Annotated in this window: 1 pseudogene; it reads left to right on the forward strand. The window is 66.4% G+C overall.

Annotated features, from left to right (window positions below):
• Positions 1-295, forward strand: a pseudogene (locus IF20_RS36990) (ABC transporter ATP-binding protein); the annotation flags it as partial.

Raw genomic sequence — 295 nt, forward strand, 5'->3', positions numbered from 1 at the left:
GCGGGACCAGGTGCGCGAGCGCTATCAGCAGATCGTCGACTTCTCCGGGATCAACGAGAAGGGCGACTTCATCAGCCTGCCGATGCGCACCTACTCCTCGGGCATGGCGGCCCGGCTGCGGTTCTCCATCGCCGCGGCCAAGGACCACGACGTGCTGATGATCGATGAGGCGCTGGCGACCGGCGACCGGAAGTTCCAGAAGCGGTCCGAGGCCCGCATCCGGGAGCTGCGCAAGGAGGCCGGCACGGTCTTCCTGGTCAGCCACAACAACAAGTCCATCCGGGACACCTGCGAC

Source organism: Streptomyces niger (assembly GCF_000718305.1).
GTDB classification, from domain to species: Bacteria; Actinomycetota; Actinomycetes; order Streptomycetales; family Streptomycetaceae; genus Streptomyces; species Streptomyces niger.